Consider the following 23,798-nt stretch of genomic DNA (forward strand, 5'->3'; position numbering starts at 1 on the left):
ACGTTGGGTGAATCGGTCGAATGCTAGGTAATGTGCGACGCGAGAGAGCTGGGGCGCTAAAATGAGCCACCATGACAAGCACCCCGCAAGACTTCGAGCCAATCCACGCCTCTGATATCCAACTGGCACAATCGCGAATTAGCTCGGAGATTGCCCCGACTCCGCTGCAGTATTGCCCGCGCCTGTCCCAAGAAACCGGCTATGAGGTGTACTTAAAGCGCGAAGATCTGCAGGACGTGCGCTCCTACAAGATTCGCGGCGCTCTGTACGGCATGTCGAACTTAAGCGAAGAACAGCGGAAGCAGGGGATTGTTACTGCCTCTGCCGGCAATCACGCCCAAGGAGTGGCTTATGCCTGCCGCACCATGGGGATCCACGGCAAGATCTTCGTGCCGGAGCCGACCCCGAAGCAAAAGCGCGACCGCATCCTGGTCCATGGCGGTGACGTCGTGGAACTCGTGGTCACCGGCGCCAACTTCGATGAAGCGGCAGCCGCCGCGCACGCGGATGCTGCGGAACGCGGTGCCTTCTTTATTGAGCCTTTCGACGCACGCGATACCGTTACCGGCCAGGGAACCGTCGCCGCGGAAATCGTGTCCCAGCTGTCGTACATCGGTAAATCCCTCGACACCGTGGTTGTCCCCGTGGGCGGCGGCGGCCTGATCTCCGGCATCACCTCCTACCTCGCTGACATGGCCCCGCGCACCGCGGTGGTTGGCATTGAGCCGGCCGGGGCGGCGTCGCTCAGCGCTGCATTCGCTGCCGGCGAGCCGGTAACGCTCGACACCGTGGATCCTTTCGTCGATGGGGCTGCAGTCAAGCGCATCGGTGAGCTGCCCTTCAAGGTTTTGGAGGCCAATCAAGGCCGCTTGCACTGGGATGTCGTCTCCGAAGGCGCTGTGTGCACTGAGCAGTTGGCCCTGTACCAGAACGAAGGCATCATCGCCGAGCCCGCCGGCGCGCTGAGCGTGACCGGCCTGTGCACGCTGAACCTGCAGCCGGGTTCGACGGTGGTCTGCGTTATTTCCGGCGGCAACAATGACGTGCTGCGCTACGCCGAAATCATGGAGCGCTCCCTAGTACACCGCGGCCTCAAGCACTACTTCTTGGTGAACTTCCCGCAGGAGCCAGGCCAGTTGCGCCACTTCCTGCAGGATGTTCTCGGCCCGGAGGATGACATCACCTTGTTTGAATACCTCAAGCGCAATAACCGCGAGACCGGCGCGGCACTGGTAGGCATCGAACTGGGCAGCGCAGCGGGCATCGATGGCCTGCTGGAGCGCATGGAGAAGTCGAAGCTGAATTGCCAGCAGCTTCAGCCGGGCACCCCTGAGTACGACTTCCTCGTCGCATAATGCTGGAGAGTTATCAACGCCCGGTCGCAGGTGACGTCGTCGAGCACGAGATTGAGATCAAACGCTCGCGGTTTATCACTCTCATCGGCCGCGCCACGAACGAGGCGGAAGCACGCGCGCTTATCGACGCCGCCCGCGACCGCTTTCCCGACGCCCGCCACCACTGCTCGGCGTATATCTATCACGTCGATGGCTCGAATCCGGTGGAGCGCTCCTCCGATGATGGCGAGCCCTCCGGCACCGCCGGTAAACCGATGCTTGATGTTTTGAAAGGCTCGGGGCTGCTTGATATTTGTGCGGTGGTCGTGCGCTATTTCGGCGGTATCAAGTTGGGTGCGGGCGGGCTCGTTCACGCTTATGGCGGTGCCGTGAGCGAGACGATGGAACAGGTTGAGCATGTCACGCGCGCCTTGCGCGAGCTCTATACTGTCGAGGTTTCCCACGCGGAGGCCGGCCGGCTGGAAGCGGAGCTGCGCAACCGCGGCGTCGACATGGTGGATACCGCTTATGGCCAGGCAGTGACTTTCACCGTGTCCGTTGAGCCCGGCGGTGAGGAGAAACTCGCTGCAACGCTCGCGGCACTGACTCAGGGTGGGGTAGGGCCGAAGGAAGCCGGAACAGCCTGGGTGGAGCTTTAAGGTTGCGGGTTTCTGGCCATGTAAAATAAGCCCCATGACTATGCAGCGACGCCCCAACAATCCCATTGAGCAACGCAAACAAGCCGTACGCACCCACGCACGCAACGGCGCTGTGTGTGTCGTGGGAGGCGTCGCCGGCGGCATCCTCCTGGGTTGGGCATTGACTGGTTTCTGGACCTGTATGGCCATTGGCCTCATCGTCGCCGTGGTGGGTGGCGTGTACAACTGGGTCAAGATCCAGAAGATCGTCAACGAAAACCACAACCTATAAGCGTCTATGGTGAATCAGCCCGACGGGCGGCCCGTCCGCATTGACGCCTGGGTCTGGTCCGTGCGCATGTTCAAGACCCGGTCAGAAGCTGCCACGGCGGTGCGCGCCGGGCACGTCAAGCTCAACGGCAACGCCACCAAGCCCGCACAGCAGGTTGTCCCCGGCGACCGCGTGCGCGTGTGGCGCAACCACCACGAACATGATCTCGAGGTGCTCGCCACCGTGTCCAAGCGCGTGGGCGCTCCCATCGCGCGGACCTGCTACATCGACCACGCACCGCCGCCACCGCCGAAGGAGTTTTTACCCTCGGTTCCGGTTCGCCCGCGCGGTGCCGGCCGCCCCACGAAGAAGGAGCGCCGGCAGATGGACAAGTTCCGCGGCGGATTCCGCTAATTATTCCGGAAGTTTTTTAAGGCCTTCAGGCGCGCGTTCAGGCGACGCTTGCGATCCTTGCGGTCGCCGGCTTGGGCGGTGGCCTCGATGTGCTGGGCGCCGAACTTGTTGAGCAGCAAATCGTCGATAAGCCTGACCTGGCCCGGGCGGAAGCGGTAGCGCATGGCGTCATGCACGTGGGCGATAGCGTCTTCATCGAGGAGCTGCTTGAGCTGGCTTAGACGATTGATGCCGTTGTTTTCTAAAAGCTCCGCTAGGAAGCGATAGTGCTCCGAGCGTGAACGCGGAAAGCGGTTACCCAGAATGATGGCGAGGACGCCGGGGAGGGTCTCTGCCGTGATTTCCACGTCATCGTCCGCCTCGGAGCTGGGGGCCTTAAGCGCCGCAATCTCATCGAACTGCTGGTCCGCCAACTCAATGAGGCCCGCAGCGAGCGTGAAAAGGCGATCCACCTGTGGGGATGGCGGGTTTGGTCCCTGCTTGTACCGGATATCGTGCTCAAATTCCGCCCAGGCGTGCTGCAGCACAGTGCGGATTTGAATCTCAAAGGTCCAGCCAACATAGGCTTCAAGTTCCTCAAGGGCAGCGGCACTATCTTCAGAGACCTTGAGCACTAGGTGGTGTGAGCCATAGCCAAAGCCGCCGGAAATCCGCGTTTCTGCTGCCTTGTCCACCGAGCGAAGCACTGTGAAGGTTTCCCCCAGAACTTCGAGGGCCTCCGGAATAACCGTGGAGTGGAAGACGGTAATCCGCACGCCCAAGACATCGTGGATATCCTCCCACGGAGTGGGGTACATCAGCTCGCCGTTGCCGCGACGCTTCTTTGCCTTGGCCTTCAGGGACGGCCAAAGCTTGACGCGGGTAGCTACGCGGTCGAAGATAATTCCGGCGTCGTTAAGCAAGTCCTCGATGGCATCGCGGAAGTCCTGCGCCGCAGTGGGATGCGCGTGCACCCAGGAATGATACTGGTTGCTCAAGCGGGACATGGATGATTCAGCCATCGTGAAACGTGACTCCTTTCGGCCACGGCGGAAAAGTGCGGGGGTGCGTCTACACCTCCAACGGGAAGCCGTTAGCTAATACTAGCGGTTGCATGCTGAGCGGGGCTCGATGGCGCGGACGCAATTCAGCAGCGCGCCACGCTAACTCCGTGGCGCGATGCGGGGATACGTTGAACAACGCATAAAGAGTGTGCGCATCAGGCACGAGGTACGTGATGCTTCGAGCCTGGCTGAGCCTCTGAAGATGATTGTCTAGGATAACGAAAGCCTGCGGATGGGCCAACCAGGACGAGATCGTGCAGCGATGAGCACGCACCTCGAGGCCTGCCTCGGACCCCATGAAGCCGAGTTCGGCAGGGCGGGTGAAGAATCGCAGTCCCTGCTCCGTCAACGCTCGCCGCTGCAGATTCAGCGCTGCGGAATCCCATGCCTGGCGTACGGTCAAGCCCATATCATCCAGAGCGCGCTGGCTCACACGCTTGGCCTCCGTACCCGTGCCGCGCACTATGGACATCGATAGCGTGCGCGATAGCTGGAGGCTAGCAGGTGAGTCCCCAAAACCATCATCACACAGCTTAATTCCGGTCAGCTCTTCGCTCGGGCAGAGCGAGGGGAGAAGGCGATCGACGTGGAGGGAAGTGGACAGCGCGATGGTCATAAGGATTTATCTCCGTAACGGTTGGGCAGGTGCAGATTCCTTATGCTTATTGGACTGCGCTCCACGCCCACCGGTTCCCAGCGAAGAGGAGAATTCCTTTGTAATGGGGCTTATCGCGGGTGCCTTGAGGCCAATCGCGGGTTAAAACGGAGGTGCTTCATCGAGTTGAAGCTCCTCGAGGAGCTTGTCTGTCTGCCAGATCTCAATATTCTGGCCCTTGCCTTGTAGCTCTTCGGCGCGCTTTTCCTTCGACGTCTTGGTGGCCCACTGGCCCACGACGAGGATGGTGGTTTTCTTCGTGACGTTCTTGCCCACCTTTCCACCGCGCTCAGCAATCTTGGACCACAACAGACCTTTATCAAAAGGTTCGAAGTCACCGGTGAGGGTGACATTCTGGCCAAACAATGCGCCTTCTGGATCGGCGTCGGGGTTCGGATCCGGGATGGTGTCTGGCGTGGATACGGACTGCCATGGGGCCGGCCCGCGGCGCTGTGCGGACCCGGAGCTCTTCTTTTTCGCACCCGAGGTCGTCCCCGCCATGCGCGTCTTGTCGCGGAAATCCGTGCCGGCGCCTAAGTCCGCTGCAGACAACGGAGCAGTGTTGGCGCGCAGAACTGGGATGACGGACTCCTCGCTCAAGGTGCCCAGGGCAAAGTCCCGGGTGGTGAACAAGTCCTCGATGGAACCAGAGTGACCAAAGCGCTGGGCCAGGGCACTAATAATTTCGCCGGCTGCCCGGGCATCCGCTGTGGCTTCGTGGTGGTGGAAGTCCTCGGCCCCGATGTAAGAGGTGACGGTCGGAAGCTTATGGTTGGCCACGTCGATGACACCGGCGCGGGAGGCATCGCGAGCCAGGGCCAGCGAGCACGCCAAGCGAATCTCCGGAACCGGCGCCGCAGATTTCATAAGGCCGCTGCGCAAGGCCGTGGAATCGAACTGTGCGTTGTGGGCCACCATCGTGTCAGAGCCGAGGAAGTCGAAGAGCTCGGCAGCAGCATCAGCAAAGGGCGAAGCATCAGCGACGTCATCTGGCGTGATGCCGTGGATACTGATGTTGACGTCGTCGAAGTGCTCTAGGCCCGGCGGGGGAGTGCACAACCAGGTACGGGACTCGGTCTCTTCGCCATCGCGGAAGCGGACCGCGCCGATCTGGCACACCGAACCCCAGTTGTCATTGGCCGTTTCCACATCGACGGCGGTGAAGTTCAATCCCTGAACACGAGTGCTGGCGGCCGGTGCTTCGCCGCGCAGGGCGGCCTCCACCGCCTGCGCGAAAGCCGTGGCATCCTGGCCGGGTGCAAAACGGATGACCGTGTCACCAGCACCACCTCCGGAACCGCTGGTGCCGTGAACGATGACCTGCCCAAAACCAGTTGCCGTCGGCTCCGTGCATTCCACGCCCGTGGCTCCAGCGAGGGAGAGACTCTCGTGGGCTGGTGCGCCGAGGGAAGAAGCAAGCAAAGAGCGGCGGAAAACAATGGCTTCGGCGGTGACATCAATGACGGCACCGTGGGCAGTGTAGGACACGGATTCCTTTCAAAGCATGGTGTTGGTGGTGGAGAGCAAGCGGTGAAGAAGCAGCCAAAGCTTCAGCTGCTTCTTGCCGAAGCAACCGATTATGCAGATTCGTCGTTGTCGTCGAAGACCGGGGGCTCGGTCTGGCGCAAGATCAGCGTGGAGCGCGGCTGCACCATGATGGTTCCTTCGGCAGCGATCAGCTTTTCCTCGTCCGGGTATCCGCCGGAATCAGAAGTATCGACGATGAGCCGCCAGCTAGCGCCCAAGTCCTTCTTCGGCAGGGTGAACTCAATGTCCTCGTGGTGGGCGTTGAAAATCATGATGAAGGAATCATCCGTGATGCGTTCGCCGCGGGCCGTCGTTTCCGTGATGGCGTTGCCATTGAGGTAGACCATGAGGGCCTTGCCGAATTCAAAATCCCAGTCCTCCGGAGTCATCAGCTTGCCGGAGGGCACGAGCCATGCAATATCGCGGTCTTTCACCTCAGAACCGAAGGGGCCACCGGCCAAGAAACGCTGGCGACGGAACACCGGGTGGTTCTTGCGGATGTTAATCAGGCGCTTAGTAAAACCGTGCATGGCGATGTTCTTTTCCTGCTCCAACATCGACCAATCGATCCAGGAAATCTCGTTGTCCTGGCAGTACACGTTGTTGTTGCCGCCCTGGGTGCGGCCTAGTTCATCGCCGTGGCACAGCATCGGGGTGCCTTGGGAGAGCAGAAGAGTGGTGAGGAAGTTGCGGACCTGGCGGCGGCGGAGCTTCTTAATTTCTTCGTCGTCAGTCGGGCCCTCCACGCCGTGGTTCCACGAGCGGTTGTGGGATTCACCGTCGCGGTTGTCCTCCCCGTTGTCCGCGTTGTGCTTTTCGTTGTAGGACACCAAATCACGCAGCGTGAAGCCGTCGTGAGCGGTGATGAAGTTAATGGATGCGGTGGGGCGGCGGCCGTTGTTGGCATACAAGTCGGAAGAGCCGGTCAAGCGTGAGGCAAACTCACCCATCTTCGACGGTTCCCCGCGCCAGAAATCACGGACGGTATCGCGGTACTTACCGTTCCATTCGCTCCAAATGGGCGGGAAGTTACCAACCTGGTAGCCGTTATGGCCCACGTCCCAGGGCTCGGCGATGAGCTTGACCTTGGAGACCACCGGGTCCTGCTGCACCAGATCGAAGAAGGTGGCGAGCTTGTCGACGTCATCCAGCTCGCGCGCCAGAGTAGACGCGAGATCGAAGCGGAAGCCATCCACGCGCATCTCCGTCACCCAATAACGCAGCGAATCCATAATCAGTTGGAGGGAGTGCGGGTGGCGGACATTGAGGGAGTTACCGGTGCCGGTGTAGTCCATGTAGTGCTCGGGATTGTCATCGACCAAGCGGTAGTAAGCGTGGTTATCAATACCGCGGAAGGCAATGGTTGGCCCCATGTGGTTGCCTTCGGCGGTGTGGTTGTAGACCACATCGAGGATGATCTCAATCCCTGCCTCGTGGTAGGCGCGAACCATAGCCTTGAACTCAGCCACCGCCTCGCCGGGCTTCTTGGCATAGGCGTAGTCCGCATGCGGCGCGAAGAAACCGAAGGTGTTATAACCCCAGTAGTTGCGCAGGTCCAGCTGGCGCAGACGGTCATCCTGGAGGAACTGGTGGACCGGCAGCAGCTCGACGGCCGTCACACCCAAGTCCTTGAAGTAGTTGATGATCGCCGGGTGCGCCATGCCGGCGTAGGTGCCGCGCAGCTCCTCTGGCACATCCGGGTGCGTCATCGTCATGCCCTTGACGTGGGCTTCGTAGATGATGGTTTCGTTATCCGGGGTATGCGGCCGGTTGTCGCCGTGCCATTCGAAGAAGGGGTTGATGACCACCGACAGCATCGTGTGGCCCAAGGAATCATCCTCGTTGCGCCCAGTGCCAGGCTCTTCAGCGAAGATATCGTAGGAGTACAGCGAGGCATCGCCGTCAAAATCACCGTCGAAGGCGCGGGCATAAGGATCGACAAGCAGCTTCGAGGGATCGCAGCGCAGGCCGTGCTCCGGTTCATAAGGGCCGTGGATGCGGTAACCGTAGCGCTGTCCGGGGCTGACGTTGGGGAGGTAGGCGTGCCAGACATGTGCGGTGACTTCAGTCAACTCAATGCGCTCTTCGCTGCCATCGTGGTCGATGAGGCAGAGCTCAACCTTCTCCGCGATTTCGGAAAAGATAGCAAAATTAGTTCCGGCTCCATCGAAGGTGGAGCCGAGCGGGGAGGGGGAACCAGGCCACACCTGGCGAGATGGCGTTAGATCAGCACGGGTCTCAGTCATGAGGCTCAGCTTAGTCAATTCTATTCGCAGCGATCGGTTCGCAGTGACTTTAGACCGGCAACCATGAGTTCCGCGGCGCGCACAGAGGTGGCGTCCACGGGCGCGGTGCCCGGAGAAGGAGAGGCCGTGCTGGGCGACGTCCCGCTCGGCGACGCCCCACTGAGCTGCTCGCGGGATTGCTCCATGAACGTAGCCCCGAGTGTGTAGTGGATCAGCGTACGAGCGGCGACGGCGATATCCTCCGGTGACGCATCGGGGGCTTCTTTCTGCAGCGTAGTTGTGAATAGCTCTTCTAAGTCGGTGCTGGCTGAAGACTCTGGGAAAGCGGCGCCAGCGATGGCTACCTCAGCTCCATCGCGCCAGCGGCGCAGCTCTCGGTGCAGCGAGCTGACCAACTCCGCCGTGGTTTCACCCGCGACGGGGGAGAGGATCTCAGCGGTCATGGCGGCGATGAGCGATTGCTTGTTAGCTACATGCCAGTACAAGGCGCCGGGAGCCACGTCGAGGTTGGTGGCGACGCGGCGCATGGTGACGTCGGCAAGCCCGTAGCGGGTCAAGAGTTCGAGGGCGGTGGAAACGATAGCGTCGCGAGATAGATGCACACGACCAACTCTACGCGGCGCAAGAAACCCCTAGTGGGGCTCACAGGAAGCTTCAAGGTGTAAAATATGATTTCTTCAAACAGCCCTTGTTAGGGTTGTCGGAGATGCCCAAGAGCAACCACCACGCCTAGCGTGGATTTACCTATCGCTCTCTATTTAATTTGAGGAGTTATCCCTTGTCCTTTTTGACACCTGCCAAGAAGTCCCTCATCGCTGTTGCACTCGTTGCACCGCTTTCCTTGGCTGCTTGTGGTTCCGATGACGAGAACGCAGGCGACACCGCTTCCTCTGCGGCAAAGACCACCACGACGACGAAGTCCAAGGAAAAGACGTCTGAGAAGAAGACGGAAGAGAAGACTTCTGAGGAAAAGAAGGAGGGGGAAGAGAATAAGGACGGCGAGAGCGCTGCTCCGAAGCCAGAGGGAGAGAATCCTGAGGGCGGCGACCAGGCTGTAGCCAACCCCTTCGAAGAGGGTGCGGACCCGTTCCAGAACATGCCAAAGGTTGAACCGGTTCAGGGTGAGGCTGCAAGCCAGGAGGATATCGACGGTATCAACACCCTGGTACGTGGCATGTATGAGCAGCAGACCATGCGCTCCTTTGTGAAGTACCTTCCGGAGCACACCTGCGCGGCTGTGCGTAATGATCCAAACTCCGGGCTCGACCAGGTGGACTACAACCAGGTCCCGGATGTGCCGATGAACCAGCTCAAGGACATGATGGCCGCAGCCGGCCAGGACACCTCCCAGATGGAGGGCTTCGACTGGTCCAAGACCGGTGTTGAGTCCATCAACGATGTCGTGGTCAACGGTGACGATGCATCCGCAACCGTGAACGTCAACACCAGCAAGGGCATGGACAGCTCCACCATGCGCTTCAAGCGCGAGAACGGTAACTGGACCTTCTGCGGCTAGAGATTATCGTGCCTGCACTGCGTGCACCTAGCTTTCATATACCCCGCGCCATTGGATTCGGCGCGGGGTTGCTCGCGTTAGCGCTCCTTGGTTTCTCCGCTGTTGGCGCTGTCTGGGGGCTGTGGCGGCCTACTCTGGAGGGCCATCGCATGGAGGATGGCGGCTATGTCCTGCGCAACGTTGCCGACGTGCAATTCGATTCTTATATCACCTTCGTGCTGATCACCGGAGTCCTCGGTATGGCCTTGGGGGCAATCGCCCACCGTTGGGGAGAGCGCTACCGTGGCGTCGGTGTGCTGCTGTGGGTGGCGCTGGCGGCTTTGGCCGGTGCGGCGTCCTTCTATGTCTTCGGCGGGGCGACGGCCACTGATGTTCCGGAGAACCCTGGGGAATTCGTGGAGTTCGTGCCGAAGTTTTCGCCCGGCATCGCGTGGCTTGTGGGACCATTTATGGCCATGTTTGTCTACTGGTCCGCGCTGTTCTTTGAGCCGCCCAGCGTGGCGCTCGAAAGTGAAACGGAAGAAAACGAGGCAGCGGTCGACGTGCGCTAGGGCCACGCGACGGGGGAGGAGCCCACGGCATCGCGTGAAATGTCATCGATGCCGTGGAGGACGTGCTTGATGCCGCGGCCGAGGGCGGTTATCAGTTGGGCGTCGGATAGCCCGGCGCCCGTCATGACCGCGTAATCAATGCGCACCTGCAGCCCGTCAACGTTGGAGTGGCAGAAGGCCGAGGCCGAGTGATTGTTCCGGTTCCAATCATTGCAAATGAGGAAAATCTTGGAGAACTCGCTGCCCTGTAGGTTCGGGTCCCAATGGCCTTTGATGATGAGGCTTGGGCCGGAGTCAATGGCGAAGGCAAAGAGGACGTCATTGATCCAGGCATAAACTGCTTCATCGCCATCTGATTGGAAGCGCGAAATTCCCAGGGCGGGTAAGAGAGCTTCGAGGCGGGCCGTATCGACGCTGGCGACGGGGCCGTCGAGTTCTGTCTGTTCTTCCGGGACTGCCGGGCGGGGAAGCGTGAGAACGGGGAAATGTTTAGCCAGTTCTTCGAGGCAGGCCGCGGCGTTGTGGAGCGCTGGCACTACCGAAGCGGAGAGTTGGGCGCTCGTGGGTTTCTGGTGCACCACGAGGAAGGAGTGGCCCCACACTTCGACTTCGGTAGGGGAGGAATAGTTGAGCACGAGGTGCGGCGAGAGGCAGTCGTGGTTCCAGTCATTGACGAATTCGCTGAGTCTGGGGATATCGCCGAAACCAAGAATGCCATGGTGGGTGGTGTAGAAACGCAGGATCGGCTCGCCCTCAGTGTCCATGAAAGCGCGGGTTTCCCCGAGCGGCGAGTGCGGGAAGAGGAGCTCGTGTGCGGACACCCGGATGCAGTCAAGGTTTTCCCGGCGCGTGAGGCGTTCGACGCGGGCAAGCAGGTCTGACGGGGTCTGGCGGTCCAGGCCGTCGGCGCCGTTGCTCATTTCGTCACCTCCCTCTACCGATTCGGGATGCCGGAATGTGTTACTAGTGGCACATTCTATAACCCGCACCTGCCGGTTCGCTGGCTTTTCGGTCCGGGTATAGTAATGGGAAGGTATAGAAACCACTGCATATTATAAAAAGAGGTCCCAGCATGCTACGAACCATCGACCTGCGTGGAGAGGCACTTACTACCTCCCGTTTGCGCCGAGTATTGCCGCGAGGCGGCACGGACGTGTCCTCGGTGATGGGCACTGTTATCCCCATGGTGGAGAAGGTCCGTGACGGCGGAGCGGCGGCCGCCCTCGACTTCGGCGAAAAATTTGACGGTATACGCCCGGCCGCGGTGCGAGTGCCTCAGGAGGAGCTAAAGAAAGCAGCCGAAGAGCTGGACCCGAAAGTGCGGGCAGCCATCGAGGAATCCATCGCACGCGTGCGTGCTGTCCACGCTGACCAGAGGCCGGATTCGCACACGACCACCCTGGCACCGGGGGCAACGGTCACCGAGGTCTTTCACCCCATCGAGCGGGTGGGGCTGTACGTCCCGGGCGGCAAGGCGGTGTATCCATCTTCCGTCATTATGAACGCCGTCCCCGCCCAGGAAGCGGGCGCTGAGGCGATGGTCGTGGCCTCCCCGCCACAAAAGGAGTTTGGCGGACTGCCGCACCCGACGGTGCTGGCCACGTGCCACATGCTCGGCGTGGACGAGGTGTGGGCAGTAGGCGGCGGGCAAGCCATTGCGCTGTTGGCCTATGGCGATGATGAACCGGTTACCGGTGAGGAAGCACTGGAGCCTGTCGATATCATTACCGGCCCAGGCAACGTTTTTGTTGCCGCCGCTAAACGGGCAGTGCAGGGCGTGGTGGGCATTGATGCGGAGGCCGGGCCCACGGAGATCGCCATTTTGGCAGACGATAGCGCCAACCCCGTCTACGTGGCCTATGACCTCATCTCCCAGGCAGAGCATGATCCCATGGCTGCTTCCGTGCTCATTACTGATTCAGAGGAGTTTGCCGCCGCCGTGAACGCGGAGGTAGCGCAGCGTTATACCGCCACCGCCAATGCCGAACGCGCCGCCGAGGCGCTGCGCGGTGAGCAGTCGGGCATTGTCGTGGTTGAGGACCTTGAGGCGGGAATCGCCGTCGCGGATGCCTATGCCGCCGAGCACTTGGAGGTTCACACGAAGAACGCCCGGGCAGTTGCGGAGCGCATTCGCCACGCCGGTGCCATCTTCGTTGGCGACTATTCGCCCGTACCTCTTGGTGATTACACCGCGGGTTCCAACCACGTTTTGCCAACCTCTGGAACCGCGCGGTTTAGCGCCGGCTTGTCGACGCACACCTTCCTTCGCCCAGTAAACCTCATCGAGTATGACCGCGCGGCACTCGGCGAGGTAGCAGAGAACGTTATCGCCTTCGCCACAGCGGAGGCGCTGCCCGCCCACGGCGAAGCAATCGCCGCACGATTCGCCGAAGACACAGATGCCCAGAAAGGAGAAGCTTAAACCATGGCTGAGCTGAAGGATCTTCCCCTTCGTGAAGAATTGCGTGGTTCCAGCGCCTATGGCGCCCCGCAGCTGACGGTAACCAACCAACTCAATACCAACGAGAATCCTTATCCGCCGTCGGAGGCGCTGGTGAAGGACATGGTGGAGGCCGTCGAGAAGCACGCACGCCAACTCAACCGCTACCCGGAGCGCGATGCCGTCGAGCTGCGCACGGCGCTGGCGGAATACATCAGCGAGCAGACCGGTGTCACCGTGGGCGTGGAGAACGTGTGGGCAGCCAACGGTTCCAACGAGGTGCTCCAGCAGCTGCTGCAGGCCTTCGGTGGGCCGGGCCGCAGCGCGCTGGGATTTACGCCGAGCTACTCCATGCATCCGATCCTGTGCGCAGGTACACAGACCGAATTCATTTCCTGCCCGCGCGATGAGGACTTCCGCATCGATGAGGAGGCGGCTTTGGGGGCCGTCGCCAAGCACAGCCCCGACGTCGTCTTCATCACCACCCCGAACAACCCCACCGGTGATGTCACCCCGATCGAACTGGTGGAGAAGATCGCGCAGGCCGCGCCGGGCATCGTCATCGTGGACGAGGCCTACATGGAATTCTCGCCCTCGCCCTCAGCTACAACACTGCTGGCGAAGTACCCGACCAAGCTCGTGGTCTCGCGCACGATGTCCAAGGCCTTCGATTTCGCCGGCGGGCGCTTGGGCTACTTCGTGGCGGATCCCGCTTTCGTGGAAGCCGTGATGCTCGTCCGCTTGCCGTACCACCTCTCCGTGCTATCCCAGATCGCGGCCACCGTGGCTCTTGCTCACAAGGAGGAGACCTTGGGTACCGTGGCGAAGCTTTCGGCGGAGCGGGATCGGGTTGTCGCACGGCTCCAGGAACTTGGCTATTACGTTGTGCCGAGCGAATCCAACTTCGTCTCCTTCGGACGTTTTGCCGATCAACACGCGGTGTGGCAGGGATTCCTCGACCGCGATGTGCTGATCCGAGACAACGGCGTACCGGGTCTCCTGCGCGCCACGATTGGGCTGCCCGAAGAGAATGACGCCTTCCTTTCGGCCGCGGCGGACTTGGCAGATACAGTAGAGATGACTAACTGAGAACTGAAACTTGAGCCCAGGAAAAGGCTCATGATGAAAAGAAGGAGCGTGGGACAATGAGCGCTGGTGAAGCTACACGCCACGACTTAGGCGACCGCATTGGCCGCGCAGAGCGCGTGACTGGGGAGACAAAGATCTCCGTTGAAATCAATCTCGATGGCACCGGCCAGGCGGATATTTCGACGGGGCTGCCGTTCTTTGACCACATGCTCAACGCTGTGTGCACTCACGGCTCCTTCGACCTTAAGGTCCATGCCGAGGGCGATATCGATATCGATGCCCACCACACGGTGGAAGACACCGCGATTGTTCTTGGCCGCGCTTTCCTCGAAGCACTGGGGGATAAGTCCGGCATCCGCCGTTTCGGTTCCCAGCTTCTGCCCATGGATGAAACGCTGGTGGAGGCCGTCGTTGACATTTCTGGGCGGCCCTACTTTGTCATGAATGGCGAGCCGGAGAACTTGGAGTGGCAGGTTATTGGCGGGCACTACGCCACGGTGATCAACCGGCACTTCTTCGAAACCTTTGCCACACACTCGGCGACGACTCTGCACGTCAACGTGCGCTATGGGCGCGATCCGCACCACATCACGGAAGCCGAGTACAAGGCAGTGGCCCGCGCCCTGCGCCAGGCAACCGAGCGGGATCCGCGAGTAACCGGAGTTCCTTCGACGAAGGGAGCACTCTAAGACGCTATGAATGTCATGGTTCTCATTCTCTTTCTCGTCGCCGGTCTGCTCGTCGGTGGCGCGTGGGCGGCGTATCAGAACGGTTCAGTATTGCTGACTGTGGTCGCGGGCGCGCTCGCGGCGGTCGCCGTGGCCGCCGCGTTGGTCTGGTTCCTCGACATCTTTTTGGCAGGATTGGCGGCAAAGTGACAGATAACGCCCCTCAGAGTGTGTGGAAGGTTGCCGGCTTCAAGGAAACCATGATCGCGGTGGTTTCCGCCTTCGGCGCGTGGTCAGTTTTGCTACCCGTGGTGCCGTTGGCTGTGTTGGATTCCGGCGGATCGGCCACGCTGGCTGGCGCCACAACCGGCGTGTTCATGCTGGCCACCGTGCTTACCCAAATGGCGACTCCGATGCTGCTGCGCATCTTTGGCTACCGGCCGATCATGGCGGCGTCGGCGCTGCTCTTGGGCGTGCCGGCGTTGGGCCACATGCTGGGCGACGCCGCCCCAATCGCCCTAGGCTTTTCCGCACTGCGCGGTATTGGCTTTGGTGCCCTGACGGTGTCAGAAAACGCGCTCATCGCGGAAATCACGCCGCGGCGCTTGTTGGGCAAGGCCACTGGAATCTTCGGCCTTTTTATCGGCGCGGCACAGATGGCCTTCCTGCCCGTCGGCCTTGCCGTCGCCGCAGCGTACAACTATAACGTGGTGTACCTCTTGGCCGCCGGCCTCGGCCTTCTGGGTTTCTTCACCTGCATCCTCGTACCGCAGATCAAGGCTGCCCCGGTGGGAATGCCGGACCCATCGGATACCACTCCGCGTGCCCCAATGTGGAAGCTTGTGCTCGTGCCGGCACTGGCGTTGATGAGCTTCTCCGTGAGCTACGGCGTGGCCTCGAATTTCATTTCGCCGGCCGTGCGCGAATTGGATCCTGAACGCGGCGCGGTTTTGGGCGGCTTCATGCTGTCCGTGATTGGTGGCGCGGGCATGATTGCGCGCTACGTCGCCGGTGTCGTGGCGGACCGGGTGGGCAAGCCCGGCACACTCATGATTCCGGCCCAGGCTTCCTCGGTCGTGGGTGTGGGACTCATCGCCGCCGTGCTGTGGCAAGAGTGGTCGGTATGGCTGCTCGTGTTCGGTACGGTCATCTACGGTGCCGGCTTCGGCATCGTTCAAAACGAGGCGCTGCTGTCGATGTTTGACCGCCTCCCACGCGAGCGGCTCTCCGAGGGTTCTGCGGTGTGGAACATCTTCTACGACGGTGGTACTGGCCTTGGTTCGACGGTCCTTGGCGCCGTCGTGGCGATGTCAGGATACAAAGGCGCTTTTGCCGCAGGTGCCGCCATCATTGCAGTGGGCTTGCTCATGACGGCTGCTGACCTAGCTTTGGGTAAGACTCGCGTGAGCGAACTTAATGACATCCAAACGCGCTTGCGCAGGATTAGAAGGCCGAGGAGGCCCGGAAAGGAGCCACGATGAGCTCACACGACGTAGTTGTCCTTGATTATGGTGCCGGCAACCTCCGCTCGGCTTTGCGCGCACTTGAGCGGGTCGGTGCCACCGTGACGGTGACCGCAGACCCGAAGCTAGCGGTGGAAGCCGATGGCCTGTTGGTGCCCGGCGTAGGCGCCTTCGCTGCCTGCATGGAAGGCCTGCGCGCAGCCCAGGGGCCTCGGATCATTGGTCAACGCTTAGCTGGCGGCCGCCCAGTTCTCGGTATCTGCGTAGGAATGCAGATTCTCTTTGAGTCCGGTACAGAACACGGCGTTTATACGGAAGGCTGTGGTGAGTGGCCGGGGGAGGTGACCCGCTTGCAGTCGCCAGTTCTGCCCCATATGGGCTGGAACACCGTCGAGCTTCCCGACGATAGCCTTATGTTCCATGGCGTGAGCGCGCAGGATCGCTTCTACTTCGTGCACTCCTATGCCGCGCGGAGCTGGGAGCTCGAGACTGAAATCACTGAGCCGCCGAAGGTGGCGTGGTCCGAATATGGCGGTGACCGTTTTGTCGCCGCGGTAGAAAACGGTGCGCTATGGGCCACGCAATTTCATCCGGAGAAGTCGGGTGACGTCGGCTCGCAGCTGCTAAAGAACTGGATTGGAACGCTTTAAAGAGCCCACTCGAAAGGTAGACTACCCACCATGAGCTTTACACTGTTGCCCGCGGTTGATGTCGTCGACGGTCAGGCGGTTCGCCTTGATCAGGGAGAGGCCGGAACTGAAAAGCCCTATGGCTCGCCGCGTGAGGCCGCCCTTAAGTGGCAGGCCCAAGGCGCGCAGTGGCTGCACGCAGTAGATCTGGACGCAGCCTTTGGCCGCGGCTCCAACCACGAGCTGCTCGCTGAGATCACCACGAGCGTGGACCTTAACGTGGAGCTGACCGGAGGTATCCGGGATGATGACTCCTTGGCCCGTGCACTCGCCACCGGAGCCCGCCGCGTCAATATTGGTACCGCGGCTTTGGAGAACCCCGAATGGATTGCCAAGGTCTTGGCAGAGCATGGTGACCGCATCGCGGTCGATCTCGCAGTCCGGATGGTGGACGGCGAGTGGCGCACGCGCGGTAACGGCTGGGTTTCCGATGGTGGCGACCTCTGGGAGGTGCTCGAGCGCCTTGACGCCGCTGGTTGCACTCGCTTCGTGGTGACGGACGTGTCCAAGGACGGGACGCTGCAAGGCCCCAACATCGAACTGCTGCGTGAGGTTGCGGCCGCCACGGAGGCAAAGGTAACAGCCTCCGGTGGGATTTCCACCCTTGATGATCTGCGTGAATTGGCCCTCTACGAAAATGAGGGAATTGATTCCGCCATCATCGGCAAGGCTCTCTATGAGGAGCGCTTCACACTGGAGGAGGCGCTCGCGGCGGTTGCGGAAGTTACTCCGTTGCCGGGCGAAGAATACATTGACCCGATCGAGGAGAGGTAGGCCAATGGCCCCGATGTCAGGAACCTCCGCGTCGGATCCGCGCGAACTCGTGGCCTTTGCAGAAGCAGCGGTGGACCAGGTTGATGATCTCTTCCGCCGGGGCCTCGGTGCAGCGCCCGCGCGTTTCAAGGGCGAAGGGGACTTTGCCACAGAGGTGGATTTGCTGATTGAACAGCAGCTGCGACTGACGCTGAACCAGCTCACCGGTATCCCGGTACTCGGTGAAGAATCAGGCGGCAGCCTTGAAGAGACGGTGTGGGTTGTGGATCCCGTGGACGGAACCGCGAACTACTCAGCCGGGAATCCATGCTGCGGCATTCTTGTCACGCTTATCCACGAAGCAAAGCCGGTTGTTGCAGTAGCGGATTTCCCCCTGCTACACCGCCGCGTCGTTGCGGCGCAGGGCATGCAGCTGCGAACCAGCGGCGGCCCCTCCACTGGTTTCGGTGGTGGCGAAGAAGCCCAGGGATTCGACGAGGCTCGTGGCCACGTGGGCTGCTCCTCGCACCTGCCGACGGGCCTGTTCAATGATCTCCGGGAGACCGGGCTGCGTCCCCGCATGACCGGGTCCGTGGGGCTGGATAATGCTTTTGTGGCTCAAGGCGTGTTTGACGGCGCGGTGAATTTCTCGCCGCACCCGTGGGATAACGCGGCGGGTGCTCTCATGATCAAGGCTGCCGGTGGCCGTGTGAGTGATCCAGAAGGCAACGAGTGGACCGCGCATTCACAGGGATTCGTGGGCGGTACCCCGCAGGTGCATGCCACGATCTTGGATGCCATCGCCCGAAACCCCCGCGGAAGCCGTTGATAGGCGCTTGGCTTGCCTAGGACGCTAGTGCTCGTCGCTGGCGCCGCATACCGGACTTGAATTACATCAATCGGCAGTTCGATTCGAGCTGCCTTTCATTTCGCTTTGAGCTTTAGGAGGATTGTCACCATGGCTCTTGCCGTGCGAGTGATCCCGTGCCTTGACGTTGATAATGGCCGCGTGGTCAAAGGCATTAACTTTGAAAACCTGCGTGATGCCGGCGACCCAGTCGAGTTGGCCGCCCATTACGACCGCGTGGGTGCTGATGAGCTGACTTTTCTCGATGTGTCAGCGTCGAAGGACGGCCGCGGTACCATGCTTGACGTCGTACGCCGCACAGCCGATCAGGTCTTTATCCCGCTGACCGTTGGCGGTGGAGTGCGGTCTGTCGACGACGTCCGCGAACTGCTGCGTGCCGGCGCCGATAAGGTCTCCGTCAACTCCTCTGCCATCGCGCGCCCAGAGCTACTGCGCGAGCTCGCGGATGTGTTTGGCTCGCAGTGCATTGTGTTGTCGGTGGATGCGCGCCGTGCTGCAGATTTCCCCAGCGGATTCGAGGTCACCACGCATGGCGGAACGCGTTCTGCGGGCCTCGATGCCGTGGAATGGGCCAAGCGCGGTGAGGAATTGGGCGTCGGCGAAATCTTGCTGAACTCCATGGACGGCGACGGAACCAAGGCGGGCTTCGATATCGAATTGATCGAGGCAGTGCGCGAGAAAGTTTCCGTTCCGATCATCGCCTCCGGCGGTGCGGGAAAGGCCGAGCACTTCTCACCGGCTGTCGACGCTGGGGCAGATGCGGTGCTGGCCGCCAGCATTTTCCACTTCGGAGAAGTAGAGATCTCCGAGGTCAAGCAGGCGCTAGCCGCGGCAGGCAAGGAGGTGCGACAGTGACGAGGAACAGTGGCAACCCCACCACCGACCCAACGGCTGTCGGGGCTTATGAGCTGAGTGATGAGATTGCTCAGCAACTTAAGCGCAACGAGTCGGGGCTTGTTCCAGCCATTGTGCAGTCGGAGCGCGGTGAGGTGCTCATGTTGGCGTGGATGGATGACCATGCCTTGGCCTACACGTTGGCGACGCGCCGCGGAACCTACTATTCACGTTCCCGCCGCGAGTATTGGATCAAAGGCCTAACATCCGGCAACACCCAAGAAGTGGTCGGCGCGCGCTTGGATTGCGATGGTGACACCATCCTGCTCACCGTTCGTCAGCGCGGCGGGGCATGCCATACCGGTGACCGGACCTGTTTCGATGCACGTGATCTCATAGGGGAGGAGAATGATGGCTAAGCGCATTGGGCCCTTGTTGATGTTTGTCGGTGCCATCCTATTGTGGCTGTCTTCCCGCATGACGTGGGTAAAGGCTGCGGTTGAGGATGATAAGGCCGGCTCCAGCGTTGCGGAGCTATCGGGTTCCTTGTGGTCCCTCGAGCTCATCGCGTTGAGCGTTGTGGTCCTCGCTGGCGGTGTTGCGGCCTTCGCGCTACGGCGCACCGGCCGCCGAATCGTATCTGGCCTCACAGCACTTGCCGCGGCGGCTGCGGGATGGCGCCCTGTTGCGTTGCTGACCGCCGGCCCGGAGGCGGAGCGCGCCGAGGAACTGCTGCAGGGAGGCACGAATGATACCTCCGTGGAGTCCACAACCATTTCTGACTGGGCCACGGTGCTCTCCGCGGATGCCTCGACTGCCGGCCCTGTCCTCGCCCTCGTCGGCGCTGCACTCGCGCTCTTTGGTGCGGTCATGGTGGCCAGCAACCCGGGAGGCGATAAGCCCCGCTCCGCCAAATATGAGACACCAGCTGTACGGCAGGAGCGCCTGCAGGAAGATCTAGAAACCTCCCAGGATTCTGGCCGCGTGATGTGGGACGCTTTGGACGCCGATATCGACCCCACAGATCCCCGCACCACCTAAGGGGAGACGGCGGCACGAGCCACCGGCTCGTCTCATCTCCACCACGGGGTGTTGCGCTGATAGAAGGGGACCCCGGATTTCTGGTTGGAGGTAAGAGCGCGCTAGCCTAAGTGTGATCTCGAACTCCATCCTGTTTCTTTCATTGAGTTTCCTTCGGGGAAGGGAGGTGCTCCATGCCTACCCCGATTGCCGTCGATCACCTCGTGGCCGGCGTACTAGCTGATGTTGCCGCGCGGGAGGCCCGCGTTCCCTTCAAGGAAGTAAAGGCGCGTTCCCGAGACATGGATGCCCCGCGCGATGCTGCACAGGCTTTGCTGCGTCCGGGATGCTCTATCATTACCGAAATCAAGCGCGCCGTACCTTATGGCGGTGAAATTGCGCACTTGGAGAGCCCGCAGTCCGTGGCAGCGTTGGCGTATAGCCTGGAGGAAGCCGGAGTGCATGTGATGGCGTGCCAAACGGATCGCCGCCGCTTCCACGGTTCCCTCGAAGACATGCGGGCGGCCCGGTCCGCCGTTGACATACCGATGCTATGCCGCGACACCATCGTCGACCCCTATCAGATCCATGAGGCGCGGTGCTATGGGGCGGATGCGATTCCCCTGCAAGTGGAGCTGCTCGACCAGGCTCGCCTCGAGTCTCTCCTCGACCGCGTGGAATCCCTCGGCATGACCGCCATCCTGGAAGTTCGTACGTGCGCTGAGGTGGATCGCGTCATTAAGGCAGGGGGAACTGTCGTGGCGATCAACGCGTGGTCTTTGGCCTCCGATGCTATTAATCGGGAGGCCTTTTCTACTATTTCGCCGGGTCTTCCTGAGAGCATGACGCGCATCGCGGTGGGTGGGGTCAATAGCCCGCGAAACGTGTTGTCTTATGCTTCTCAGGGCGCTGATGCAATTTTGGTTGGTGAGTCCATCATGGCCGCCCAAGACCCCATGGCCTTGGCGCGTTCTTTGGTGGCTACCGGCCAGCATCCGGCGTGCCCTTCGCGCAGGACCTAGACGCGTTGTAGCGGGCGTCATTTTCAGGCACACTGTTTCCCGTGCAAATTTACAATCTCGCCAACATTCCCTCTCCGCCGCAAGGCGTGTGGCATCTAGGTCCGGTCCCAATTCGCGCTTATGCCATGTGCATCATCGTCGGCATCCTCGTTGCGATGTGGATGACGCTGCGCCGCTATACCGCCCGCGGTGGAAACCCGGATGTGGTGTGGGATGCGGCCTTGGTGGTGATACCGGCCGGAATTATTGGTGGGCGCCTCTACCACGTGATTACGGATAACGAAAAGTACTTCTGTTCCACGTGCAATCCAGTTGATGCGCTGAAGATTACCAACGGCGGCCTCGGCATTTGGGGCGCAGTGGCGCTAGGCACAATAGCGGTGTGGATCATGTTCAAGGTTAAAGGCATCCCATTGGGGCCATTTGCGGACGCCGTCGCGCCCGGACTTGTCTTGGCCCAAGCTATCGGGCGCTTGGGTAATTGGTTCAATCAGGAGCTCTACGGCCGTGAAACCACGGTTCCGTGGGCCTTGGACATCTACTACCGAGTAAATGACAGCGGCGCGTACGCACCAATCAGCGGACGCTCGACCGGGGAAGTAGTGACCTCAGTGCATCCGACCTTCCTCTATGAACTGCTGTGGAATGTGGCGGTGTGTGTGTTCCTGCTGTGGGCGCACAAGGCGTTCAAACTCGGCCATGGCCGAGTGTTCGCGCTGTACGTTGCCGGATACACGGCGGGGCGCTTCGTTGTAGAAAACATGCGCGCTGATGAGGCCACGCACATCTTCGGGTTGCGTGTCAACGTCATCGTTTCGGTGGTCTGCTTCGTTGTTGCGCTCATCGTGTACTTCCGGTTGCCACGTGGGCAGGAGTCACCGGAGGAAGTGGATCCCGCTCGTGCCGCGGAAGTTGAGAAGAATGGTGGCTCCGCAGGCTTTAATTAGGTACAGCTTTCGTAGCGTCTGCCTGTTTTAGGCGCTGAAAACAGAAAAAGTAGCCGGGATCACACACGGTGTTTTTGAGCTCTTATTCGGAAGTCTGAGGTTCCGAATGATGAGTACGAAATGCCCAGATGTGCCCGGTTATTCCCGTTTGTTGCCGAATATTTGGGGTTTTGCTCAGCCTTGGAGAGCACTCGGGACGAGGGCTGAAAATGTGCTACGAGCGCCATTCGTGGTGGCCGAGACCAGTAAACCGGGGTAGTTTGGGAACCGTTAGAAGCTCCCGATGTGAGTAAGGCATTCCATGTTGGATAGAAGAACCAAAATCGTTTGTACGTTGGGTCCTGCGGTAGCAAGCAAGGAAGGAATCCTTGGCCTCGTTGAAGCGGGCATGGACGTGGCACGTCTGAACATGTCTCACGGCGAGCACGCGGATCATGAAGCGAACTATCGCTGGGTCCGCGAGGCCACCGATGAGACCGGCCACGCCGTCGGTGTGTTGGCGGACTTGCAGGGTCCGAAGATCCGTCTGGGTCGCTTCATCAACGGTGAAGAGATGTGGAAGGACGGCGAGATCGTCCGCATCACTGTTGAGGACGTGGAAGGCACGCACGACCGCGTGTCCACCACGTACAAGAACCTGGCGAAGGACGCGAAGCCGGGTGACCGCCTGCTTATCGACGATGGCAAGGTCGCCGTCGTGTGCAAGGAAGTCGACGGCAACGACGTCGTCTGTGAGGTCACCGAAGGCGGTCCGGTCTCGAACAACAAGGGCGTGTCCCTGCCGGGCATGGACATTTCCGTCCCGGCCCTGTCGGAAAAGGACATCGCAGATCTCCGCTTCGCCTTGAAGCTTGGTGTCGACCTGATTGCTCTGTCCTTCGTGCGTTCCCCGGCCGACGTGGACAAGGTCCACGAGATTATGGATGAGGAAGGCCGCCGCGTTCCGGTCATCGCCAAGCTGGAGAAGCCGGAAGCTGTCGATGCCCTCGAATCCATCGTGCTGGCATTCGATGCCATCATGATTGCCCGCGGTGACCTCGGCGTCGAGGTGCCGCTGGAGCAGGTTCCGCTGTTCCAAAAGCGAGCCATCCAGATTGCGCGTGAGAACGCCAAGCCGGTAATCGTGGCAACGCAGATGCTCGATTCCATGATTTCCAATCTGCGGCCGACCCGTGCGGAGGCGTCCGACGTTGCCAACGCGGTGCTCGACGGTGCCGATGCAGTCATGCTCTCCGGCGAGACGTCCGTGGGCATCGACCCGCAGAATGTCGTGCGCACCATGTCCAAGATCGTCGCGAATGCCGAGCAGGGTGGCCGCGTTCCTCCGCTGACGCACGTTCCGCGCACCAAGCGCGGTGTCGTGTCCTACTCCGCACGCGATATCGCTGAGCGCCTTAACGCGAAGGCAATCGTAGCGTTCACCACCTCCGGTGATACCGCAAAGCGCGTGGCTCGTTTGCACTCGCCGCTGCCGCTGCTTGCCTTTACCCCGCACCCGGCCGTGCGCTCGCAGCTGGCCTTGACCTGGGGCGCCGAGACCTTCCTGAGTGAATCGGTGGAGTCCACCGATAACATGATGGAAGCCATCGATGAGGCGCTGCTGGGGATGGATAAGTACAAGGAAGGCGACATGATCGTCGTCATCGCCGGTACGCCTCCTGGAATCTCCGGTAACACCAACATGATTCAGGTCCACGAGCTGGGTCAGACGCTGCGCGATAAGTAGGGCTCTCGCGCAGTAAGGCAACGCCGCCTCACTCGGCCTCTTTCCCGCAATGGCGGAAGGGGGTAATTGAGTGGGGCGGCGCTT

General features: G+C 60.9%; 26 protein-coding genes. 20 read left to right on the plus strand and 6 right to left on the minus strand.

Features of this window, described 5'->3' with window-relative positions; translation table 11 throughout:
- Positions 1–71 precede the first annotated feature (71 nt).
- Genes ilvA through HMPREF2604_RS11540 form a run of 4 tightly spaced genes read left to right on the plus strand, consistent with a single transcriptional unit; the run spans position 72 to position 2,657 of the window.
- The gene (gene ilvA, locus HMPREF2604_RS11525) at positions 72–1,355 is read left to right on the plus strand and encodes a threonine ammonia-lyase IlvA (protein WP_070565490.1); all 1,284 of its coding nucleotides are present in this window, start codon (positions 72–74) and stop codon (positions 1,353–1,355) included.
- Positions 1,355–1,993: a YigZ family protein gene (locus HMPREF2604_RS11530; RefSeq protein WP_070565492.1), complete on the plus strand. Its 639-nt coding sequence runs from the start codon at positions 1,355–1,357 to the stop codon at positions 1,991–1,993. Before ilvA ends, HMPREF2604_RS11530 begins: the two co-directional genes overlap by 1 nt.
- 34 nt (positions 1,994–2,027) lie before the next feature.
- Complete coding sequence (locus HMPREF2604_RS11535; RefSeq protein ID WP_070519916.1) at positions 2,028–2,264, plus strand: hypothetical protein; 237 nt, start codon at positions 2,028–2,030, stop codon at positions 2,262–2,264.
- Positions 2,265–2,270: 6 nt separating this feature from the next.
- Complete coding sequence (locus HMPREF2604_RS11540) at positions 2,271–2,657, plus strand: RNA-binding S4 domain-containing protein (RefSeq protein ID WP_070519918.1); 387 nt, start codon at positions 2,271–2,273, stop codon at positions 2,655–2,657.
- Here the strand turns inward: HMPREF2604_RS11540 and HMPREF2604_RS11545 are convergent.
- The 5 genes from HMPREF2604_RS11545 to HMPREF2604_RS11565 all read right to left on the minus strand — a co-directional run bounded on the left by HMPREF2604_RS11545 (position 2,654) and on the right by HMPREF2604_RS11565 (position 8,730).
- The gene (locus tag HMPREF2604_RS11545) at positions 2,654–3,658 is read right to left on the minus strand and encodes a GTP pyrophosphokinase (RefSeq protein WP_070565494.1); all 1,005 of its coding nucleotides are present in this window, start codon (positions 3,656–3,658) and stop codon (positions 2,654–2,656) included. The two genes, HMPREF2604_RS11540 and HMPREF2604_RS11545, sit on opposite strands and share 4 nt — an antisense overlap.
- A gap of 49 nt (positions 3,659–3,707) precedes the next feature.
- Complete coding sequence (locus tag HMPREF2604_RS11550; RefSeq protein ID WP_070565496.1) at positions 3,708–4,316, minus strand: hypothetical protein; 609 nt, start codon at positions 4,314–4,316, stop codon at positions 3,708–3,710.
- Between the two features lie 141 nt (positions 4,317–4,457).
- Entirely contained in the window at positions 4,458–5,843 is a 1,386-nt protein-coding gene (locus tag HMPREF2604_RS11555) for a 3'-5' exonuclease (RefSeq protein WP_070565497.1), read from the minus strand.
- 89 nt (positions 5,844–5,932) lie between these two features.
- Positions 5,933–8,128 carry a glycogen debranching protein GlgX gene (glgX, locus tag HMPREF2604_RS11560; RefSeq protein WP_070565499.1) on the minus strand — a complete coding sequence of 732 codons (2,196 nt, stop codon included), beginning with the start codon at positions 8,126–8,128 and terminating at the stop codon, positions 5,933–5,935.
- A gap of 20 nt (positions 8,129–8,148) precedes the next feature.
- Positions 8,149–8,730, minus strand: a complete 582-nt coding sequence (locus HMPREF2604_RS11565; protein WP_070565501.1) for a TetR family transcriptional regulator — start codon at positions 8,728–8,730, stop codon at positions 8,149–8,151.
- A gap of 176 nt (positions 8,731–8,906) precedes the next feature.
- On the opposite strand from HMPREF2604_RS11565, the gene HMPREF2604_RS11570 reads away from it, so the two are divergent.
- Both HMPREF2604_RS11570 and HMPREF2604_RS11575 read left to right on the plus strand, forming a co-directional pair.
- Positions 8,907–9,644, plus strand: coding sequence for a hypothetical protein (locus HMPREF2604_RS11570; RefSeq protein ID WP_070565503.1), 738 nt, complete (start codon positions 8,907–8,909; stop codon positions 9,642–9,644).
- A gap of 149 nt (positions 9,645–9,793) precedes the next feature.
- Positions 9,794–10,195, plus strand: coding sequence for a hypothetical protein (locus HMPREF2604_RS11575; RefSeq protein WP_227485693.1), 402 nt, complete (start codon positions 9,794–9,796; stop codon positions 10,193–10,195).
- Here HMPREF2604_RS11575 and HMPREF2604_RS11580 read toward each other — a convergent pair.
- Complete coding sequence (locus HMPREF2604_RS11580; protein ID WP_070565505.1) at positions 10,192–11,115, minus strand: YbjN domain-containing protein; 924 nt, start codon at positions 11,113–11,115, stop codon at positions 10,192–10,194. The two genes, HMPREF2604_RS11575 and HMPREF2604_RS11580, sit on opposite strands and share 4 nt — an antisense overlap.
- 152 nt (positions 11,116–11,267) lie before the next feature.
- Here HMPREF2604_RS11580 and hisD point away from each other — a divergent pair, with 152 nt between their 5' ends.
- The 14 genes from hisD to pyk all read left to right on the plus strand — a co-directional run bounded on the left by hisD (position 11,268) and on the right by pyk (position 23,714).
- On the plus strand, positions 11,268–12,617 hold the full coding sequence (hisD, locus tag HMPREF2604_RS11585; protein WP_070562719.1) for a histidinol dehydrogenase: 1,350 nt from the start codon (positions 11,268–11,270) through the stop codon (positions 12,615–12,617).
- A gap of 3 nt (positions 12,618–12,620) precedes the next feature.
- Complete coding sequence (locus HMPREF2604_RS11590; RefSeq protein ID WP_070562721.1) at positions 12,621–13,724, plus strand: histidinol-phosphate transaminase; 1,104 nt, start codon at positions 12,621–12,623, stop codon at positions 13,722–13,724.
- 56 nt (positions 13,725–13,780) lie between these two features.
- A complete protein-coding gene (gene hisB, locus HMPREF2604_RS11595; protein WP_070519938.1) occupies positions 13,781–14,413 on the plus strand; it encodes an imidazoleglycerol-phosphate dehydratase HisB in 633 nt (210 codons plus the stop codon).
- A gap of 6 nt (positions 14,414–14,419) precedes the next feature.
- The gene (locus HMPREF2604_RS11600) at positions 14,420–14,602 is read left to right on the plus strand and encodes a hypothetical protein (protein ID WP_070562724.1); all 183 of its coding nucleotides are present in this window, start codon (positions 14,420–14,422) and stop codon (positions 14,600–14,602) included.
- Between the two features lie 50 nt (positions 14,603–14,652).
- Entirely contained in the window at positions 14,653–15,873 is a 1,221-nt protein-coding gene (locus tag HMPREF2604_RS11605) for an MFS transporter (protein WP_070520166.1), read from the plus strand.
- A complete protein-coding gene (gene hisH, locus HMPREF2604_RS11610) occupies positions 15,870–16,505 on the plus strand; it encodes an imidazole glycerol phosphate synthase subunit HisH (protein ID WP_070519943.1) in 636 nt (211 codons plus the stop codon). The genes HMPREF2604_RS11605 and hisH overlap by 4 nt, the downstream gene beginning before the upstream one ends.
- Before the next feature lie 30 nt (positions 16,506–16,535).
- Positions 16,536–17,318 carry a bifunctional 1-(5-phosphoribosyl)-5-((5-phosphoribosylamino)methylideneamino)imidazole-4-carboxamide isomerase/phosphoribosylanthranilate isomerase PriA gene (gene priA, locus HMPREF2604_RS11615; RefSeq protein WP_070519945.1) on the plus strand — a complete coding sequence of 261 codons (783 nt, stop codon included), beginning with the start codon at positions 16,536–16,538 and terminating at the stop codon, positions 17,316–17,318.
- Between the two features lie 4 nt (positions 17,319–17,322).
- Positions 17,323–18,126, plus strand: coding sequence for an inositol monophosphatase family protein (locus HMPREF2604_RS11620; protein WP_070533252.1), 804 nt, complete (start codon positions 17,323–17,325; stop codon positions 18,124–18,126).
- Positions 18,127–18,255: 129 nt separating this feature from the next.
- Complete coding sequence (hisF, locus tag HMPREF2604_RS11625; protein WP_070565507.1) at positions 18,256–19,020, plus strand: imidazole glycerol phosphate synthase subunit HisF; 765 nt, start codon at positions 18,256–18,258, stop codon at positions 19,018–19,020.
- Entirely contained in the window at positions 19,017–19,418 is a 402-nt protein-coding gene (gene hisI / locus HMPREF2604_RS11630) for a phosphoribosyl-AMP cyclohydrolase (RefSeq protein WP_070565509.1), read from the plus strand. Before hisF ends, hisI begins: the two co-directional genes overlap by 4 nt.
- Positions 19,411–20,040, plus strand: a complete 630-nt coding sequence (locus HMPREF2604_RS11635) for a TIGR02234 family membrane protein (protein WP_185963198.1) — start codon at positions 19,411–19,413, stop codon at positions 20,038–20,040. The genes hisI and HMPREF2604_RS11635 overlap by 8 nt, the downstream gene beginning before the upstream one ends.
- Before the next feature lie 173 nt (positions 20,041–20,213).
- A complete protein-coding gene (locus HMPREF2604_RS11640) occupies positions 20,214–21,041 on the plus strand; it encodes an indole-3-glycerol phosphate synthase TrpC (protein ID WP_070565511.1) in 828 nt (275 codons plus the stop codon).
- Between the two features lie 41 nt (positions 21,042–21,082).
- Complete coding sequence (gene lgt, locus HMPREF2604_RS11645) at positions 21,083–21,988, plus strand: prolipoprotein diacylglyceryl transferase (protein ID WP_070562730.1); 906 nt, start codon at positions 21,083–21,085, stop codon at positions 21,986–21,988.
- Positions 21,989–22,292: 304 nt separating this feature from the next.
- Positions 22,293–23,714 carry a pyruvate kinase gene (gene pyk / locus HMPREF2604_RS11650; protein ID WP_070520168.1) on the plus strand — a complete coding sequence of 474 codons (1,422 nt, stop codon included), beginning with the start codon at positions 22,293–22,295 and terminating at the stop codon, positions 23,712–23,714.
- Positions 23,715–23,798 lie beyond the last annotated feature (84 nt).

The organism is Corynebacterium sp. HMSC055A01 (assembly GCF_001809405.1).
GTDB classification, from domain to species: domain Bacteria; phylum Actinomycetota; class Actinomycetes; order Mycobacteriales; family Mycobacteriaceae; genus Corynebacterium; species Corynebacterium hesseae.

Coding starts and splice junctions, on each gene's coding strand:
- HMPREF2604_RS11580 (WP_070565505.1), bottom strand. CDS start 11,115: ATGAGCAACGGCGCCGACGGCCTGGACCGCCAGACCCCGTCAGACCTG.
- HMPREF2604_RS11640 (WP_070565511.1), top strand. CDS start 20,214: ATGCCTACCCCGATTGCCGTCGATCACCTCGTGGCCGGCGTACTAGCT.
- HMPREF2604_RS11635 (WP_185963198.1), top strand. CDS start 19,411: ATGGCTAAGCGCATTGGGCCCTTGTTGATGTTTGTCGGTGCCATCCTA.
- HMPREF2604_RS11605 (WP_070520166.1), top strand. CDS start 14,653: ATGATCGCGGTGGTTTCCGCCTTCGGCGCGTGGTCAGTTTTGCTACCC.
- HMPREF2604_RS11545 (WP_070565494.1), bottom strand. CDS start 3,658: ATGGCTGAATCATCCATGTCCCGCTTGAGCAACCAGTATCATTCCTGG.
- hisB (WP_070519938.1), top strand. CDS start 13,781: ATGAGCGCTGGTGAAGCTACACGCCACGACTTAGGCGACCGCATTGGC.
- priA (WP_070519945.1), top strand. CDS start 16,536: ATGAGCTTTACACTGTTGCCCGCGGTTGATGTCGTCGACGGTCAGGCG.
- HMPREF2604_RS11575 (WP_227485693.1), top strand. CDS start 9,794: ATGGAGGATGGCGGCTATGTCCTGCGCAACGTTGCCGACGTGCAATTC.
- hisD (WP_070562719.1), top strand. CDS start 11,268: ATGCTACGAACCATCGACCTGCGTGGAGAGGCACTTACTACCTCCCGT.
- HMPREF2604_RS11620 (WP_070533252.1), top strand. CDS start 17,323: ATGGCCCCGATGTCAGGAACCTCCGCGTCGGATCCGCGCGAACTCGTG.
- HMPREF2604_RS11590 (WP_070562721.1), top strand. CDS start 12,621: ATGGCTGAGCTGAAGGATCTTCCCCTTCGTGAAGAATTGCGTGGTTCC.
- HMPREF2604_RS11530 (WP_070565492.1), top strand. CDS start 1,355: ATGCTGGAGAGTTATCAACGCCCGGTCGCAGGTGACGTCGTCGAGCAC.
- HMPREF2604_RS11535 (WP_070519916.1), top strand. CDS start 2,028: ATGACTATGCAGCGACGCCCCAACAATCCCATTGAGCAACGCAAACAA.
- glgX (WP_070565499.1), bottom strand. CDS start 8,128: ATGACTGAGACCCGTGCTGATCTAACGCCATCTCGCCAGGTGTGGCCT.
- HMPREF2604_RS11540 (WP_070519918.1), top strand. CDS start 2,271: ATGGTGAATCAGCCCGACGGGCGGCCCGTCCGCATTGACGCCTGGGTC.
- HMPREF2604_RS11550 (WP_070565496.1), bottom strand. CDS start 4,316: ATGACCATCGCGCTGTCCACTTCCCTCCACGTCGATCGCCTTCTCCCC.
- hisF (WP_070565507.1), top strand. CDS start 18,256: ATGGCTCTTGCCGTGCGAGTGATCCCGTGCCTTGACGTTGATAATGGC.
- HMPREF2604_RS11600 (WP_070562724.1), top strand. CDS start 14,420: ATGAATGTCATGGTTCTCATTCTCTTTCTCGTCGCCGGTCTGCTCGTC.
- hisH (WP_070519943.1), top strand. CDS start 15,870: ATGAGCTCACACGACGTAGTTGTCCTTGATTATGGTGCCGGCAACCTC.
- ilvA (WP_070565490.1), top strand. CDS start 72: ATGACAAGCACCCCGCAAGACTTCGAGCCAATCCACGCCTCTGATATC.